This is a genomic window from Streptomyces sp. NPDC030809 (assembly GCF_055572195.1).
Genome location: NZ_JBVIDV010000008.1, coordinates 71959 through 87976, shown reverse-complemented (window position 1 = coordinate 87976; position 16018 = coordinate 71959). Strand labels below are relative to the sequence as shown.

At 74.9% G+C, this 16018-nt stretch carries 10 protein-coding genes and 2 pseudogenes; 9 read left to right on the top strand and 3 right to left on the bottom strand.

The window, feature by feature from the left end; translation table 11 throughout:
• The first annotated feature begins 157 nt into the window (after positions 1-157).
• Positions 158-3202: an AfsR/SARP family transcriptional regulator gene (locus tag ACZ407_RS13340; protein ID WP_468128168.1), complete on the top strand. Its 3045-nt coding sequence runs from the start codon at positions 158-160 to the stop codon at positions 3200-3202.
• Positions 3203-3399: 197 nt separating this feature from the next.
• On the top strand, positions 3400-3756 hold the full coding sequence (locus ACZ407_RS13335) for an STAS domain-containing protein (RefSeq protein ID WP_468128167.1): 357 nt from the start codon (positions 3400-3402) through the stop codon (positions 3754-3756).
• A gap of 42 nt (positions 3757-3798) precedes the next feature.
• On the opposite strand, the pseudogene ACZ407_RS13330 reads toward ACZ407_RS13335, so the two are convergent.
• Together ACZ407_RS13330 and ACZ407_RS13325 are read right to left on the bottom strand one after the other, a co-directional pair.
• Positions 3799-4770 (bottom strand): annotated as a pseudogene (locus ACZ407_RS13330) (YihY/virulence factor BrkB family protein); the annotation flags it as partial.
• Positions 4767-6293, bottom strand: coding sequence for a M20/M25/M40 family metallo-hydrolase (locus ACZ407_RS13325; RefSeq protein ID WP_468128166.1), 1527 nt, complete (start codon positions 6291-6293; stop codon positions 4767-4769). The pseudogene ACZ407_RS13330 and the gene ACZ407_RS13325, both read right to left, overlap by 4 nt.
• A gap of 393 nt (positions 6294-6686) precedes the next feature.
• On the opposite strand from ACZ407_RS13325, the gene ACZ407_RS13320 reads away from it, so the two are divergent.
• From ACZ407_RS13320 to ACZ407_RS13290, 7 genes and pseudogenes are all read left to right on the top strand, one after another.
• Positions 6687-8234, top strand: a complete 1548-nt coding sequence (locus ACZ407_RS13320; protein WP_468128165.1) for an FAD-dependent oxidoreductase — start codon at positions 6687-6689, stop codon at positions 8232-8234.
• Positions 8235-8499: 265 nt separating this feature from the next.
• Positions 8500-8775 carry an isoamylase early set domain-containing protein gene (locus ACZ407_RS13315; RefSeq protein ID WP_468128164.1) on the top strand — a complete coding sequence of 92 codons (276 nt, stop codon included), beginning with the start codon at positions 8500-8502 and terminating at the stop codon, positions 8773-8775.
• 178 nt (positions 8776-8953) lie between these two features.
• Positions 8954-9046 (top strand): annotated as a pseudogene (locus ACZ407_RS13310) (GntR family transcriptional regulator); the annotation flags it as partial.
• 414 nt (positions 9047-9460) lie between these two features.
• Positions 9461-10045 (top strand): snapalysin family zinc-dependent metalloprotease, encoded by a 585-nt coding sequence (locus tag ACZ407_RS13305; RefSeq protein WP_468128163.1) that lies wholly within the window; start codon positions 9461-9463, stop codon positions 10043-10045.
• 235 nt (positions 10046-10280) lie between these two features.
• On the top strand, positions 10281-11492 hold the full coding sequence (locus ACZ407_RS13300; RefSeq protein ID WP_468128162.1) for a carboxylate-amine ligase: 1212 nt from the start codon (positions 10281-10283) through the stop codon (positions 11490-11492).
• A gap of 76 nt (positions 11493-11568) precedes the next feature.
• Positions 11569-13020 carry an amidase gene (locus ACZ407_RS13295; protein ID WP_468128161.1) on the top strand — a complete coding sequence of 484 codons (1452 nt, stop codon included), beginning with the start codon at positions 11569-11571 and terminating at the stop codon, positions 13018-13020.
• A 64-nt stretch (positions 13021-13084) separates the two neighbouring features.
• Positions 13085-13525, top strand: a complete 441-nt coding sequence (locus ACZ407_RS13290; RefSeq protein ID WP_468128160.1) for a VOC family protein — start codon at positions 13085-13087, stop codon at positions 13523-13525.
• 62 nt (positions 13526-13587) lie between these two features.
• Here ACZ407_RS13290 and ACZ407_RS13285 read toward each other — a convergent pair whose 3' ends face one another.
• Positions 13588-15972 (bottom strand): ADP-ribosyltransferase domain-containing protein, encoded by a 2385-nt coding sequence (locus ACZ407_RS13285; protein ID WP_468128159.1) that lies wholly within the window; start codon positions 15970-15972, stop codon positions 13588-13590.
• Between the last annotated feature and the right edge of the window lie 46 nt (positions 15973-16018).

Genomic DNA, 16018 nt, shown 5'->3' with positions numbered 1-16018 from the left:
TTTCCCCCTCCCCTCCCCCCCCCCCCCTCCCCCCCCCCCCCCCCCCCCCCCCCCCCCCCCCCCCCCCGGCCGACTGGTCGGCCTCCGCCCGTCTCGACGGGCGCGCGTGCGGGAAGGGCGCGGGGACCGTCCCGGCCCGAGGAAGGGGGTCGGGCTCGTGGGGGAAGGGTCGCCGGAGGCGCAGGGGCGCTCGGGGCACCTGGCCGTGCAGCTGCTGGGGCCGGTCGCCGTCCGGCTGGGCGGGGAGCGGATCGAGCTCGGACCGCCGCAGCAGCAGGCGGTGTTCGCCATGTTGGTGCTGCGGCGCGGCCACGTCGTCACGGTCCGGCAGGTGGTGGACGGCGTCTGGGGACCGGCCGGCGCTCCGCACAGTGCCCCCGCGGCCGTGCGTACGTACGTCTCGCAGCTGCGCCGGGCCCTGGAGCCGGACCGGCCCGTACGCTCCCGGAGCCGGCTGATCGCGACCGCGGAGGGCGGCTACCGGCTCGCGGCGACCGCAGTGGACGTGGAGGTGGATGCCGAGGCGTTCGCCCGCGAGACCGCGGACCGGGGCGGGCCTGCCGAGGAGGTGTACGCGCGGATGGCGCGGGCCGTCGGGCGCCGGCGGGGCGTTCCCCTCGCGGGGGTGCCGGGCCCCTGGGCGGAGCGCCGCCGCGAACAGCTGACCGAGGCGCTTGCGGCAGCACGTGAGGACCTGTGCGCCGCGGCCGTCGAGCTGGGGCGGTACGGCGAGGCGGTGACCGAACTGCGGGCCATGGTAAGGGAGTTCCCGTTGCGGGAGCGCCCGCGGGCGCTGCTGATGCTGGCGCTGCAGCACACGGGACGGCAGGTGGAGGCCGCCCGGGTGTACGAGGAGGCGTGCGAGGTGCTGGCGCGGGAGCTGGGGGTGCGGCCGTCGGCGGAGCTGAGGGAGCTGCACGGGGCGCTGCGTACGGGACGCACGGGGCGCTCGTCCGCGCGGCCCGCCGACCCCGCCGTCCGGTCGTCGCCCGCGTCCCGCGCGGGCGCCGCCGCGGGCGACGATCACCGGCGGGGAGCAGCGGGTTCGGGCGGACTCCCGGCGGACCCGCGCCTCGGCCCGGGCGTGCGGGCGGGCACCCTCGGCCATCGGCAGCGCCCTGCGGGGGCGGACCGCCGACACGCAGCGGCCGCAGCCACGGACACGGAACGGGCCGACGGCAGGGAGCGACCGGCCGCGGGCCTCCCCCGGGCCGGTGCGGCGCGGACTACGACGCCGCCGCTCACCCGGCCCGGCGCCGTGCGAACGCCCGCGCCCCTCACCCGGCCCGGCGCAAAGCGGACGACCGCACCGCTCCCCCGGCCCGGCGTCGAGAGCCCCGCCACCCCCCTCCCCCAGGCCGGCCCCGAGAGGGCCGCCGCGCCCCTCCCCTCCGGCGTCGGTCACTTCACCGGGCGCGGGCAGCTCGTCGGCGAGGTCAGGGAGCACCTGCTTCAGGCGCGCTGCCCGCGCAGTACGGCGGTGCCCGTCGCGACGCTCACCGGCATCGGCGGCGTCGGCAAGACCGCGCTCGCCGTGCACGTGGCGCGGGGCCTGCGCGCGGCCTTTCCCGACGGGCAGTTGTACGTCGCCCTGCGGGCCGGAGCCGTTCCCGCGGACCCGGCCGGGGTGCTCGCCGATCTCCTCTCCGTGCTCGGCGCCCCGCCGGAGCGGTTGCCGCTGGACCTGGAGGAGCGGGCCGCGCTGCTGCGCACCCTGCTCGCCGACCGCAGGGTGCTGCTGGTCCTGGACGATGCGCGGGACGCCGCCCAGGTGCGCCCGCTGCTTCCCGGAACCGCGGGCTCCGCGGTCCTCATCACCACCCGGGCCCCGCACCTCGCGGTCCCCGGCGCCCGTTCCTTCGCGGTGAACGTCTTCGCCGAGTCCGAGGCGGTCGCGTTGCTGGGCGCGCTGGCCGGATCCGAGCGCGTGGCCGCGGAGCCCGAGGCGGCCCGGGCCCTGGCCCGCTCCTGCGGCTGCCTGCCGCTCGCCGTGCGGATCGTCGGGGCCCGTCTCGCGGCCCTGCCCCGCCGGCGCCTGAGCGTCTTCGGGGCGCGGCTGGCGGACGCCCGTACGCTGCTCGGCGAGCTGAGCCACGGCGACCAGGCGGTGGAGTCCGTCTTCCGGCTCGGCTACCGGGCGTTGACCTCCGCTCAGGCCAGAGCGTTCCGCCTGTTGTCCCTCCTCGACTCCCCCGACCTCCCGCTGCCCGTCGCCGCCGCCCTGCTCGGCGTGGAGGAGGACGCGGCCGAGGGCCTCGCCGAGGGGCTGGTCGACGCCGGGATGCTGGAGTCCCCCGCACCGGGCCGCTACCGCCTGCACGACCTGCTCCGGCTCTACGGGCGGCGGCGCGCCGAGGCCGCCGAGCGCCCCGGGGAGCGGGCGGCGGCGCTGCGCCGGGTCCTGGACCTCCTGCACGCCAGTGCGGTGCGGGTGGCACGGACGGCCCTGCCCGGCGAGGCCCCCGCACCGGCCTGGCTCCGGCCGGCGGGCGGCTCGGGCATCGCCTTCGCGAGCACCGAGCAGGCCCGGACCTGGTTCCGTGCGGAGCACGCCGTGCTGACGTCCGCGGTGGAGCAGTCGCTGGCGACCGTGCCCGGCTCGCTGGGCATGGCCGTGGAGCTGCTGATGCTGATCGCGGTCTGCAGCCTCTTCCCCAGCCGTGGCCACCACGAGGACGCCTGCCGGCTCGCCGGGTCGGCCGCCCGACGCGCGGCGGAGGCGGGCGAACCCGAGTACCGGGCGCGGGCGCTGCACACGAGGGCCTGGCTGTCGTGCCTGGTGGGCGAGTACCCGGCGGCGGAGGCGGACCTGCACACGGCGCTCGCCCTGGCGGAGGCGTCCGGCAGTGCCCAGCGCCTCCACATCTCGGGCGTCCTGCTGGCGCTCGTGCTGCGCGCGACGGGCCGCGACCGGGAGGCGGAGGCCGCGATGGCCAGGGCCGAGGTGTTCGCGGGCGACCCGGACGACCCGTCGAGCCCCGCCGCCATCGCCCGCTTCACGGCCCGCCTCCACCTGGCCATGGGCGTGGACCGGCCCCCGGCCGGCCTGCCCCTGATCACTCCCCTGATGCGCCGGGTGGACACCCACGGGACCTCCCTGGTCCGAGCCCGCGGGGTGGTCCGGCTGGGCGCCGCCCTGAACGGGCTGGCGGAGTCGTCACCGGCCGGGGCAGGGCCGCCCTCGGGCCCGGCCTCGCCCTGAACCGCGGCCGAGCGGCCTGCCTGCGGCGGGGAGGTCGCGGTGCGCAGCACCGGCCTCCTGCCGCCCCGCCCGGCGGGCTCTCCGCGCGCCTGCGAACCATCCGGCCGGGAGCAGGCCACGATGGGGGCCTTCGGCGGCTCAGGAGGGTGAGGCGAACCGGTGTGATCACCTGTGAGGTCCAGCATCAAGGAAGCACGATGCTCGTCAGCGTCAGCGGGCACCTCGGCGAGGACTGCGCGCTGCCGCTCGACCGGGCACTCGACGAGCTCACCGGGCGGGAGCACGATCTGGTGGTCGACGTCCACGGGATGGGCTCGGTCGACCACGCGGGCCTCCTCCACCTGCTCGCCCTGCACCGCCACATGGAGCGGATCGGCCTGCGCGTGCGCGTCCTCGGCTGGCAGTCCCAGCCCCAGCAGGTGCTGGCCGCTCTCGCAGGCATCCCCGGCCCCCGCCCGGCCGTCGGCGAGCGCTACGCCCTGCCCGGGTTCCGCCTCCTGCTCGAGACCCGCGCCCAGCGCGCCCTGAACCAGGCCGGCCCGGCCGTCCCCTGACCCCCGCGCCGCGCCGATGCGCCGTCGTACGCGCTCGCCTCGCTCCGGGCGGCGGCGGTCCTCGTCCGTCCAGGTGCGGGTGTCCCGGGGTTCGACGTAGGGCTCCTCGTCCTCGGGGAGACCGCCTGCGACGGCCCGCCGGCGCATCAGCTCGGCGTCGAACTCCAGGCCCAGGAGGACGGCCAGGTTGGTGATCCACAGCCACACCAGGAAGACGACCACCCCCGCGAGGGTGCCGTACGTCTTGTTGTACGAGCCGAAGTGCGCCACGTAGAACGCGAAGCCCGACGAGGCGGTCATCCAGATCACCAGGGCCAGGAAGCTCCCCGGGGTGATCCATTTGAAGCCGCGGCCCTTCGCGTTCGGCGCCGCCCAGTACAGGATCGCGATCATGGCCGTCACCAGCAGGACCAGGGCCGGCCACTTCGCGATGGACCACACCGTCAGCGCCGTGTCGCCCACGCCGAGCGCGGCGCCCGCCTCCTTCGCCACGGAGCCCGTGAACACCACGATCAGGGTGCCGGCCACCGCCAGGACCATCAGGGTGAGCGTCAGCGCCAGGCGGAGCGTCAGGACCTTCCACCACGGGCGACCCTCGGGCACGTCGTAGACGGCGTTGGAGGTGCGGATGAACGCGGCGACGTAGCCGGAGGCCGACCAGACCGCGACGACCAGGCCCACGGCCGCCAGGAGCGAGCCGATGCCGGCGTCCTCCTGGAGCCGCCGTACCGCACCGGTGATCACCTCGCGCGCGGAACCGGGCGTGAGCTTCTGCACGCTCTCCAGGACCGGCGCGGTTGCCGATTCGCCGGCGATGCCGAGCAGGGAGACGAGTACCAGCAGGGCCGGGAACAGGGCCAGCACCCCGTAATAGGTCAGGGCCGCGGCCCGGTCCGCGAGCTCGTCGTCCTTGAACTCCTTCAGCGTGCCGCGCACCGCGGCCTTCCAGGAGCCCTTCGTCAGCTGCGAGGGCCGGTCCGGCGCCCGCCGACCGGCCTGCATCCGTGTGGTCATCGTCCGGTCTCCTCATCCGTCGTGCCGTCCGGCGGCTGCGCGCGGTCGTCTGCCGCGAACGGCGGGCCCTGCCGCCCGGCGCCCCGTCCGTCGCCCCGTCCGTCGCCCCACCCGTCGCGCCATGCGGCCGGGAGTTCGTCGAAGAAGCGGGCCAGTGCGGCCACGCCCAGGTGCAGGGCACGGATCTCGGCGCGTTCGTCGGGGCCGTGCCAGCGGTCGCCGGGGAGTCCGGTCCCGAAGAAGAGCACGGGCGCGTCGCAGGCGCGCGCCAGTTGGGCGGCCGGGGCCGCGCCGCCGTTGCCGATGTGCCGGGCCGGGGCTCCGTAGGCGTGTCCGACCGCCCGGGTCAGAGCGGCCAGTGCAGGGTGGTCCGGTGGTGTCCGGTAGGGGTCCGAGAGGGTGGAGGACACGTCCAGGGCGTAGGTGAATCCCGGTTGCCGCTGCCCGGCCAGCCAGCTGCGCAGCTGGTCGGCGACCTGCTCGGCGCGCTGCTCGGGCACGAGCCGGAACAGCAGGTCGGCACCGGCTTCGGCCGGGATGAGTCCGAGTGCGGGGGCGTCGGTACGGCCGGCCGTCACGCGGGCGAGCTCGGCGGAGGGGCGGGTCCACAGCCGCTCGGGGACCGTGAACCCCGTTTCGCCGACGGCACGGAAGGTCCCGCTGTCGGCCAGCCATTGCGCCGGGTCGAAGGGCAGGGTGCCCACACCCTCGCGCAGGTCCGGGCCGGGCGGGGTCACCGGTTCGTAGAAGCCGGGCAGGGTGACGCGGCCCGAGGCGTCGGTCAGCTGAGCCAGCAGGCGGCACAGTTCGGCCGCCGCGTTCACCGCGGCACCGGAGAAGGCGCCGCTGTGGAGGTCGCGCTCGGCTCCGCGGACCGTCAGGGAGGCGGTGACGGAGCCGCGCACGGCGGTGCAGACGGCGGGCACGTCCAGGGACCAGAGCATCGAGTCGGACACCATCACGACGTCGGCGTTCAGCTCGGCGGCGTGCTCCGCCAGCAGGTCCGCGAGGTGTACCGAGCCGATTTCCTCCTCGCCTTCGACCAGGTACTTCACGGTCACGGCCGGGGTGGTCCGCCGCGCCAGGTGGGCGCGCAGGGCCCACAGGTGGCTCAGCACCTGGCCCTTGGCATCGGAGGCCCCGCGGCCGTGCAGCCGCCCGTCCCGGACGATCGGCGAGAACGGTCCGGTGACCTGCCATGCGGAGGCGTCGGCGGCGTGGACGTCGTGATGGCTGTAGACCAGCAGGACCGGGGCGTCGGGATCGGCCGCCGGCCAGGACGCGTGGACGGCCGGCAGGCCCGCCGTCTCCCAGACCTCCGCCCGGGGGAGGCCGGCCCCGCGCAGGGCCGTCACCAGCCAGTGGGCGGATCGCCGTACGTCGTCGGCCCGTTGCGGGTCGCAGGAGACGGACGGGATGGCCACCCATTCCGCGAGCGCGCCGAGGTCCGTCGGCCCGTGCGTGGCTCCCCGTACGGGGCGGGGCGCGGGCTCCCGTGCGGGGCCGGGCTCGGAGAGGCTCATGGGCGTGGGTGGCGTGTCCGTCGGCCCCGGCGGATGTCCGGGCCCCGGAGGGTGGCCGGGGCCCGGAGGCGTACCGGGATCCGCAGGCGTACGGGAGTCCGCCGACCGGGGTGCGGCCGTCCCTTCTCCATGTGGCCCCCGTCCCTCGCGCTGCCCTGCTCGTCCCGGCCGTCGCGCACACGGCCGGGGAGGCGGTCGGCGGGCGCCTTCCCCGGTACCGGCCGTTCATGCGCGCGAGGGTGCCGCGCACCCCGGGCCGGGCGGCCGCCGGGGTCTGCGACCGTTCATCCGCGCAAGGGAGCCGGCTCCGGGCGCCCGTCACGTCCGGTCACGGGAGGGCGCTCCCGGGTGAAGGGCGCGCATCAGGCCCGGTTCCCTGGGCACGAGCCGACCATGAACCGACTTCCCGACCCCGCAGGGTCCTACTGGATGCAGACGGCCTCGCTGCCCACCTTCACCCCCCTCGGGCAGGACGCCGAGGCGGATGCCGCGGTCATCGGCAGCGGCATCGCCGGGCTGAGCACGGCCTGGGAGCTCGCCCGGGCGGGGCTGCGCGTCATCGTGCTCGAAGCGGGCCGGCTGGCGGGCGGCGTCACCGGGCACACCACGGGCAAGCTGACCGTCCTGCACACCTCCGTGTACGACATGCTGCGCAGCAAGCACGGGGAGGACGCGGCCCGCGACTACGCCGATTCCCAGAGCGCCGCGCTGCGGCACGTCTTCGAGGTGGCGGGGCGGCTGGGCATCGACTGCGCACTCGAAACGCGCCCGGCCCTCACGTACAGCGAGCAGCCCGGGGGCGTCGAGGCGCTGCGGGCGGAGGCCGACGCGGCGCGGGCGGCCGGGCTCGACGCCGCCTTCGTGACCGAGACCGGTCTGCCCTTCCCCGTCTCGGGCGCCGTGAGGGTGGAGGGCCAGGCGCAGTTCCATCCGCTGAAGTACCTCGGCGGGCTGGTGGAGGACATCGTCGCGCACGGCGGGCGGATCTTCGAGGGAACCCGTGTCACCGGCCTGTCGCAGGGCGATCCGTGCCGGCTCACCACCGACGGCGGGGCGACGGTCACGGCCGGGCAGGTCGTCGTGGCCACCCACCACCCCGTCTTCGACCACGCCGTGCTGGCCACCCGGCTCACGCAGCACCGCGATCTGGTGGTCGCGGGGGCCCTGCCGGCCGACCGGGACCCGGGCGGCATGTTCATCACCCGGGAGGGCGGCAAGCGCTCCGTGCGCACCTCACCGCTCGAGGACGGGAGCCGGCTCCTGATCGTCACCGGGGAGGCGTTCACTCCGGGCACCGGGGTGGACACCCGGGCCGGGTACGCCCGCCTGGAGGAGTGGACGGCGCAGCACTTCCCCGGGGTGACGGTCTCCCACCGGTGGGCCGCGCAGGACAACAGCGCGACGGACGACGTGCCCCTCGTCGGCCGGATGCCGCTGGGCGGCGGGAACGTGTACGTGGCGACCGGATTCGCGGGCTGGGGCATGACGGGCGGGGTCATGGCGGGAGCGCTCATCGCCTCCCTCGTCGCCGGGGCCCCGCAGCGGTGGGCAGCCCTGTACGACCCCGGCCGCCTGGGTCCCGTCGTACGGTCCGCACCGGCGTTCCTCAAAGCGCAGTGGGACACCGGCAAGCACTACGTCAAGGACCGCCTCGACGCGCTGGGCGAGGGCACGAACGGGCCCGTGCGGGAGCTGCGGCCGGGTGAGGCGACGGTGGTGCGCGCCCGCGGGGAGGCCTGCGCGGTGCACCGCGACGACCAGGGCGAGCTGCACGCCGTGTCCGCCGTGTGCACCCACATGGGATGCCTCGTCGCCTTCAACAACGCCGAACGCACGTGGGAGTGCCCGTGCCACGGCTCCCGCTTCGGGATCGACGGGAGCGTGCTGCAGGGTCCGGCGCTGAAGCCGCTGGAGCGGCGGGAGCCGGGCGACCTGCTCTGACGCGTCCGCGCCGGGCCCCGCCTTGGGTGAACGCGCAACGAACCCCCCGCCACGTGGCCGAACCCGGCCCTCCGTGCAGGGGACACCACCCCGCCCGGTCGGCGGGAAACCTCCCGGCATGCCACCGTGGCACCCGGGCGGTCCCGCCACGCGGCACCTGCCCCACCGGGCCCGCGGACACCACAGCAGCGCGCGGCACGGTGCCCTCGGGGCGGCGGGGCTCCCACCCCGCCGCCCCCCACGTCTGCCAGATCGGATCTCTTCCATGCTCGAACGCAAGAAGCTCAGAGGCCGCACCCGGATCACCTTCGTCCTGCCCGAGCACGAGCCGGCCGGTCCGGTGAGCGTGGTCGGGGACTTCAACCACTGGAACCCGACCGCCCACCCCCTCACCGCCCGCGGCGACGGCACCCGCGCCGCAGAGGTCGTGCTGCCCTCGCACGGCAGCCACTCCTTCCGCTACCTGGCCGCCGGCGACTACTGGTTCGACGAGGAATCCGCCGACCATCACGACGGCACGAACAACCGCGTCCACACCTGAGGGGCCCGGGGCCCGCGCGGAGAGCCCGCCGACGGCACCGGACCCCCGGCCCGGGGATCCCCGCCGCCACGCTCCCGCCGCTGTCCGGCATGTGGGCCGGACAGCGGCGGATCTCGCCACTCCCCTTGCGAAAGCTCAGGTCAGGGCGGTGCACTGAGGGCAGGTGGTGGCGCAATACCAGGGCCTGACGGAGACGCTGCACGAGCACGGCCGGGTGACCGACGAGGTCCGCACCGTCGGGCCCGTCACCGCCCCCTGCCCCGCGGCACGGAGCCCTTCAGCGAGCTGTGCGGCGCGGCCGAATCCGTCTTGCGGCAGGACCTCCAGGCCGTTGCCGAGGTCGTCATCACGCAGCGCACGGCCGAGCACTTCGGCTCCGGGACGGCCGGATCCCGGCCATCACGCGCATCTTCGACTCCGCCCCCTGGCAGGCCGTCATGGCCGCCGTCGAGGGGTACGGCGAACCCCGCGGACGACGGCGCCCGCTGACCGGGCATCGGCTGGAGCGCCTGCCCGGATTTGGCTGACAGGTGCATGACGAGCGAGTGGGGTGCGGGGCTACCTTCTTAGGGCTCCGGAGGGGCGGCTGTCCGAACGACCGGGCCACCGGCGGGCGGTGGCAGTGCTTCCCGGCGCCCCGGCTCCGCCCCAGGGGCCGGGCCCCCACACGTGAAGGAGCACGACCGTGTCTCTGCGCACCTGGCTGAAAGCCGGCACCTCCGCCGCCGCGCTGGTCCTCGCCGCGGCAACGGCCGCGACCGCGGCCCCGACGCCCACGTCCACGCCGTTACCGGAAGCCGCCGCGGCGGTGGTGACGCTCCGATACGACGACAGCCGGGCCGCCGGCTGGGAAGCGGCCGTCACGGCCGGGGTCGCCTCCTGGAACAACAGCGTCACCAACGTACGGCTGGTGAAGGCCGCGCCCGGCGGCCCGGCCGAGATCGTCATCGTCGCCACCACCGGCTGGCCGCAGGCCACGCTCGGCCCGGTCCGTCCCGGGCGGCAGGTGCGGGTCGAACTCGGCGCGCAGGCCGTGAGCCAGGGGTACGACAAGACCCGCATCACCGCGCACGAGCTGGGCCACAGCCTGGGCCTCCCGGACACCAAGCCCGGCCCCTGCTCCCAGCTGATGTCCGGCTCCAGCGCCGGAACGGCCTGCACCAACGCCCTCCCGAACGCGACGGAACGCTCCCGCGTCCAGTCCGCGTACGCCACCGCCCTCACCGCAACCGTGCCGACCGGCAGCCGGGTCCTGGTCGACGCCCCCTGAGGGGCTGAAGGGGAGTGACACCGCCACGAGCCCGTCGGCAGACGGACGACAGCACGGTGCGCCCCACGCCGCGGGGATCCGGCCGGCTGTCGCCCCGGCCCGCTGTCCGCCCCGGCCGGGCCCGATCGCGGGTCAGGCCGGGGCGGACAGCCCCCGGCTCCCCGGGGCCGGCCGCGGCCAGGCAGGCTCAAATGCCGTCTCCCCGAGCGGCACCGGCTGTGCCACGATGGCCCGCGTGACCCGTGAGCAGGCGCCGCAGGTGGTCCCAGAGGTCTCCGCTCCGGCCGCTTCGGCCGCAGCCGCCCCGGCGGGGCGGGGCAGGAGAGCGTTGACGGTCGGCGTCGAGGAGGAGTACCTCCTGGTCGACCCGGTGACACGGGAGTTGCGGCCGGAGGCGGCGAAGGTGGTGGCCGACGCCGCTGCGGAGCTCGGGGACCGGGTGACCACGGAGATCACGGGCTACCAGGTCGAGGTGCGGACCGATCCGCACGCCGACCTCGCCCGGTTCGCCGGTCAGGTCCGGCAGATGCGGGCGGCAGTCGTACGCGCCGCCGGCCGCCACGGCCTCGGCGTGGTCTCCAGCGGCACACCGGTCCTGCCCCAGCCCCTGCCGCCCCCGATGACGGACGCACCCCGGTACGCGAGGAGCGTGGCCGCGTTCGGGGCCCTGGACGACGAACAGAGCATCTGCGCCTGTCATCTCCACATCGGCATCCCCGATCTGGAGACCGCCCTCCGGGTCGGCAACCATCTGCGCCACCGGCTCCCCGTCCTGATCGCCCTCGCGGCCAACTCGCCCTACTGGCAGGGGCGGGACACCGGCTACAGCAGCTGGCGCACCATGGCCTGGGCCCGCTGGCCGGCCGCCGGCCCGCCCCCGTACGTCGAGTCGCGGGCGCACTTCGAGAGCCTGGTCGCCGACCTCGCCGCGACCGGCGGCATCATGGACCGCGGCGGGCTCTACTGGGACATCCGGCCCTCCCACCACGTGCCCACCCTGGAGATCCGGGTCGCCGACGCCACGGCCACCGCGCAGGACACCGTGCTGCTGGCCGCGCTGGCCAGGGCCCTCGTGGACACCGCCCTCACCGACATCGAGGCGGGACGGCCCGCCTTCCGGCCCTCGGCGGAAATCCTGCGCGCCGCCTGCTGGCGCGCCGCCCGGGACGGCCTGGCGGGGGAAGCCGTCGATCTGCGCACGCGCCGGCTGGTGCCTGCGGCCGCGTTGGTGGAAGCGCTGCTGGCGGACATCGAGCCCTCCCTGCTGCGGCACGGCGACCTGGAGACCGTCACGGCGGGCTGGGCCGCCCTGCGAACCGTCGGCAACGGCGCGGACCGGCAGCGCGCCGCCCACCGGAGCAGCACGGAGCTCACCGGCGTCGTCGACCACCTGCTGAACACCATGAACGCCGGGTACGCCGCGGGCGCCGTCGACGGCGGATTCTGAGTCGGACGGGAGCGGTCGGTCTGTTGTGTTCGGCGGGGTTTTATGGCTTCTTCCGGGGGTCTGTACGGTCCGGCCCATGGAACGGAACTTTCTGACGGCCGAGGAAATGACGGCTGCTCTGCGGGCCGGTGACGTGACCTCCGTGGAGCTGACCGACGAGGCGATCGCCCGTATCGAGCGGGACGACAAGGAGGTCAACGCGATCTGCGTGCCGGACTTCGAGCGCGCCCGGGCCGCGGCGCAGGACGCGGACGCGGCGCGGGCCCGCGGGGAGGACCGGCCGCTGCTCGGCGTACCGGTCACGGTCAAGGAGTCCTTCGACATGGCCGGGCTGCCGACGACCTGGGGCCTGCCGCTGCACCGGGACCACGTGCCGGCCGAGGACGCGGTGCAGGTGGCGCGGCTCAAGGCCGCGGGTGCGGTGGTGCTGGGCAAGACCAATGTGCCCGTCGGGCTCCAGGACATCCAGACCTTCAACGGGATCTACGGCACCACCCGCAACCCGTGGGACCCCACGCGCACCTCGGGCGGGTCCTCCGGCGGATCGGCGGCGGCCCTGGCGCTCGGGTTCGGCGCGCTGTCCATCGGCTCCGACCTGGCGGGCTCGTTGCGCACGCCCGCACACTTCTGCGGCGTCTACGCCCACAAACCGACGCTCGGGCTGGTGGCGACCCGCGGCATGGTCCCGCCGCCCGGGCCCGCCCTGCCGACCGAGCCCGAGCTCGCCGTGGCCGGACCGATGGCGCGCACCGCCCGCGACCTCGCGCTGCTGCTCGACGTCATGGCCGGACCGGACCCGCTGACGCTGGGCGTGGCGTACGACCTGGAGCTGCCGCCCGCGCGCCACGAGCGGATCGGCGACTTCCGGGTCCTGGTCCTGGACGAGCACCCGCTCATCGCGACCGGGGCCGCGGTACGGGAGGCCGTGGAGCGGGTGGCGGGGGCGCTGGTCGCGGGCGGCGCCCGGGTCGACCGGCACAGTCCGCTGCTGCCCGATCCGGCCGAAGCGGCACGGATCTACATGCAGTTGCTCATCTCGGGAGCCGTCGCCCGCTTTCCCGTCGAGACGTACGAGGAACTGCAGCGCCGCGCTGCCGGACTCCGTGCCGACGACCTGAGCCTCGACGCGGTGCGGCAGCGCGCCATGGTGCTCGGCCACCACGACTGGATCGCCGCGCAGCACGGCCGCGAGCTGCACCGGCACGGCTGGCGGCGGCTCTTCGCCGAGTACGACGCCGTGCTGTGCCCCGTCACGCCCACGCCCGCCTTCCCGCACGACCACACCCCCGATCCGCGGACCCGACTGATCGACATCGACGGCGTCGCGTACCCCTACTTCGACCAGCTCGTCTGGGCCGGGCTGGCCACCATGCCCGGCCTGCCCGCCACCGCCGTACCCGCGGGCCGCTCCCCCGGGGGCCTGCCGGTGGGAGTCCAGCTCATCGGCCCGATGTTCGAAGACCGCACCCCACTGCGACTGGCCGAGCTGCTCGAACGGGAGACCGGCGGCTTCGTCGCACCGCAGTAGGGCGTACGGCCTGGTTGGGTGGTCCGGGAACGGCCAGCACCCCGGACGGCGAGGAGAAGCAGTCATGGCGATTCAACGGATGGACAACGTCGGCATCGTCGTGGACGACATGGACGCCGCCATCGCGTACTTCGCGGAACTCGGCATGGAGCTGGAGGGCAGGGCGGAGGTCGAGGGCCCTTTCGCCGACCAGTGCACCGGGCTCTCCGGCGTCCGCTGTGACATCGCGATGCTCCGGACCCCGCAGGGCCACGGCAGGATCGAGCTTGCGAAGTACCACAGTCCGCCGCTGATCGACGCCGGACCGCGCGAGCGGCCGCACAACGTCCTGGGCACGCACCGCGTCATGTTCGCCGTTGACGACATCCGCGACACGGTCGCCCGCCTGCGCCCGCACGGAGGCGAACTCCTGGGCGGGATCGCCCGCTTCGAGGACAGCTACCTGCTGTGCTACGTCCGCGGCCCGGCGGGCATCATCGTCGGACTCGCCGAGCAGCTGGGCTGAACGGACGCCGCCCGTTCGACGGAACGGGCGGCGGTCGTTGCGACGTAACGGGCGGCGGTCGTTCACGACACCACGGGGGCGGCGTCCGTGACCTCGCTCAGCCGGACCGTGCACAGTCCGCGGGCCTCGCTCTTCACCTCCGTCACCTTGAGCTGGGTCCCCGGCGTGAGGATGTACTCCTCCTCGCCGGTGAAGGCGGAGAAGCTCTTGATCCCGACCGCACGGGCCGGGGTCACCTCGAAGAGGGTCCGCTTGCCGCGGCTGCCCAGGAAGCCCTTGGCCACCTTCAGTTCGGAGGTGCACGAGGAGACGCCCCACCAGGTCACCGTCCGGCCCACCGGGTACTGGGCGCGCAGGTCCAGCGACACCCCGCGCCACAGCGGCTGCGTGTAGGAGGGAAGCTCCGAGACCGCCGAGAACAGCAGCCGCAGGTACGGCAGGTAGGGGGTGACCCTGGTCCGGTCGGGGGAACGCAGGACGCTGTTGATCTCACGGTAGAAGGCCGACTCGCAGGTGTAGAGGTGGAGCGCGGCGATCGCGTCCGCGGACAGGCCGCCGCCGGACGGCTGGTCCGCCCGCTGCTTGCCGAAGTCGCGGGAGCGCAGGATGTGCCCGGCGAGGCCGGAGAGGGCGGCGCAGACCGGGGCGACGGCCTCCTGGAAGTCCATCAGCGGGGTGTCGAAGACACCGGTGATCGCGGGCAGGACCAGGCCCTCGTCCTTGACGCTGGTGAGGCGTTCCAGGTACAGCTGGTGCAGGTTCATGGTCGACTCGATGAAGGCGCCCATGCGCGCCGCGACCCCCGCGTCCGCACCGCCGGCGCCGGCCGCCGCCTCGTTCCACCCCTTGCTCGGCAGCCAGTCGATGCCTTCGGAGCCCAGCGCGGCCAGGGCGTCGTTGACCTGGGCGAAGTGCTCACCTTCGCAGAAGATGTCGCCCTGAGCCGCCGGGTTCGCGTGGTCGAGGTGCCGTACCTCGACGTCGGGGTACTTCTGCTGGAGCCGCTGGACCACCCGCTTCAGGCTCCGGGCGTGCGCCCCCCACCAGGCGAACACGACCCCGCGGTCCTCCTCGGGCGCGTCCTGCTTGGCCTTGAGGATCTCCTCGACGATCCGCTCGGCGACCGGCCGCCAGAACGCCGTGTGCCGGTCGGCGCCCATCGCCCCGTCACCGCTCGCGGTCAGCGAGGCGTTCAGCAGGAGCACGCCCTGGGTCAGCATCGCCTGGAACCACTCCGGCGGCTGGACCGTGTCCCGCTCCTTCAGCAGCGCCCGCACGTCGGCGATGGGGGTCTTCTTGGCGATGCCGTACTTCCACATCGCCGCCGCCTTGATGAGGCAGCGGATGCTGACGACCCGGCCGAACTGGCTGTCCTTCCAGTCGCTGAAGGTGTTGTCGAACATGGCTATGCCGGTGGCGCTCTCCGGCCGCGGATACGGGTTCTGGCCGAAGACCACGACCTTCCACTTGTGCGGCGGGTTCGGCTTGAGCGCCTGGAACGTCAGCTCGCGGACCGGGACCACCTCGTGGCTGCGCCCCTTGCCGATGAACCGCGCGGCGTCGGGCTGCGCCTCGATGACCGGCTTCAGCAGCGGCAGCCAGGCCTCGCCGCCACCGTCGAAGAGCTCGGCCAGGCCGAGGGGGTCGTTCACATCGGGCTGGGGCACGGGGGTGGCGCTTTCGCTCGTCGTGGCGGGAGGGGAGGAGGGGGCGGCGGAGGCCGGGGGCGCGGCGGGCGCGGCGGGCGTCGAGGGCGTCGCAGGCGTGGCGGCCGCAGCGGGCGTGGCGGCTGTCGGCGGCACGATGCGCACCCGCTGGTCGGCGGGCGCGTTCTCGATGCCGTGCAGCTGGGAGACGATCGTGGCACGCAGCTCGTCGTCGTCCTCGAACCAGTGGTCGTGGAAGAGGGTGTAGCCGGTCCACATCAGGTTGGCGCACACCCGGGCCGGCACCCGGCCGGTCTGCGCACCCAGCCCGACCAGCGCCACCGACCGGATGCTGCCCGGCTTCTGCCGGTTCTGCCGGTGCACCGCCTGGAAAGCGGCGGCGCACGCGAGCGCCACGTTCAGCGTGGCACTCACGTTCTGCGAGGACCGCACCATCGTCGGCGTGGAGATCAGGTACCGGGGCACGGTCGCGCCGGACGGGACGCAGACCGCGCTGCCCACGGGCAGGGATCCGGCGAAGCGGTCGCGGATGGCCCGCTGGACGCGCACCTGTATGCCGGAGCCCAGGTGGCGCTTGATGACGGCGTCGACCCCGCCGTCCATCCGGCCGCGCGAGTTCGTGGGGGTGACCCAGGCGTCCACGTCCTCGTCGAGGATCGAGCCCTTGCGGATCTCGATGCCGGGGGTGTCGGCGAACGCGGCGCGCCACGCCTCCACCACACGCTCGTTGACGTCCGTCAGCACCACCCTGAGCGCGGGCAGCACAGTGCTCTCGGTCATCGTCCACTCCTGTCGTGCAACAGCGGTTCCAAGACCTCGAACGTAT

Bases quoted from the DNA above. Each gene is read 5' to 3' on its own strand.
- ACZ407_RS13295 (WP_468128161.1), top strand. From the start codon at position 11,569: ATGGAACGGAACTTTCTGACGGCCGAGGAAATGACGGCTGCTCTGCGG.
- ACZ407_RS13315 (WP_468128164.1), top strand. From the start codon at position 8,500: ATGCTCGAACGCAAGAAGCTCAGAGGCCGCACCCGGATCACCTTCGTC.
- ACZ407_RS13290 (WP_468128160.1), top strand. From the start codon at position 13,085: ATGGCGATTCAACGGATGGACAACGTCGGCATCGTCGTGGACGACATG.
- ACZ407_RS13320 (WP_468128165.1), top strand. From the start codon at position 6,687: ATGAACCGACTTCCCGACCCCGCAGGGTCCTACTGGATGCAGACGGCC.
- ACZ407_RS13325 (WP_468128166.1), bottom strand. From the start codon at position 6,293: ATGAGCCTCTCCGAGCCCGGCCCCGCACGGGAGCCCGCGCCCCGCCCC.
- ACZ407_RS13285 (WP_468128159.1), bottom strand. From the start codon at position 15,972: ATGACCGAGAGCACTGTGCTGCCCGCGCTCAGGGTGGTGCTGACGGAC.
- ACZ407_RS13335 (WP_468128167.1), top strand. From the start codon at position 3,400: ATGCTCGTCAGCGTCAGCGGGCACCTCGGCGAGGACTGCGCGCTGCCG.